This window comes from Streptomyces sp. NPDC031274 (assembly GCF_055570235.1).
Genome location: NZ_JBVIHP010000501.1, coordinates 309 through 1,026, shown reverse-complemented (window position 1 = coordinate 1,026; position 718 = coordinate 309). Strand labels below are relative to the sequence as shown.

General features: G+C 68.9%; 1 protein-coding gene. It reads left to right on the top strand.

The window, feature by feature from the left end; genetic code table 11:
* Positions 1-700 (top strand): acyl-CoA dehydrogenase family protein (locus tag ACZ5CR_RS47490; RefSeq protein ID WP_468870302.1); only part of this gene is annotated, 700 nt, incomplete at its 5' end.
* Positions 701-718 lie beyond the last annotated feature (18 nt).

Here is a 718-nt window from a genome sequence, read left to right as displayed (position 1 = left end):
CTGGATCACCAACTCCCGCCGGTCCGGCCTCATCGCCCTGATGTGCAAGACCGACCCGGCCGCCAGCCCCGCCCACCAGGGCATCTCGATCCTGCTGGTCGAGCACGGTCCCGGTCTGACGGTCTCGCGCGACCTGCCCAAGCTCGGTTACAAGGGCGTGGAGAGCTGCGAGCTGTCGTTCGACGACTACCGGGCGCCGTCCGACGCCGTACTGGGCGGGATCGAGGGCAAAGGCTTCACGCAGATGATGAAGGGCCTGGAGACCGGACGGCTCCAGGTCGCGGCGCGCGCTCTGGGGGTCGGCCGGGCCGCGTTCGAGGACTCCCTCGCCTACGCCCAGGAGCGCGAGTCCTTCGGCCGGCCGATCTGGAAGCACCAGTCGATCGGCAACTACCTGGCCGACATGGCCACATCCCTGACCGCTGCCCGCCAACTCACGCTGTACGCGGCCCAGGAGGCGGAGGCAGGCCGTCGCGTGGACATGGAGGCAGGCATGGCCAAGCTCTTCGCCTCCGAGACCGCCATGCAGATCGCCCTCAACGCCGTGCGGATCCACGGTGGTTACGGCTACTCCACCGAGTTCGACGTGGAGCGCTACTTCCGCGACGCCCCACTGATGATCGTGGGCGAAGGCACCAACGAGATCCAGCGCAACGTCATCGCGAGCCAGTTGGTCAAGCGGGGAGGCCTCGACGCCTGAGGGCGTCGGGGGCCGCCG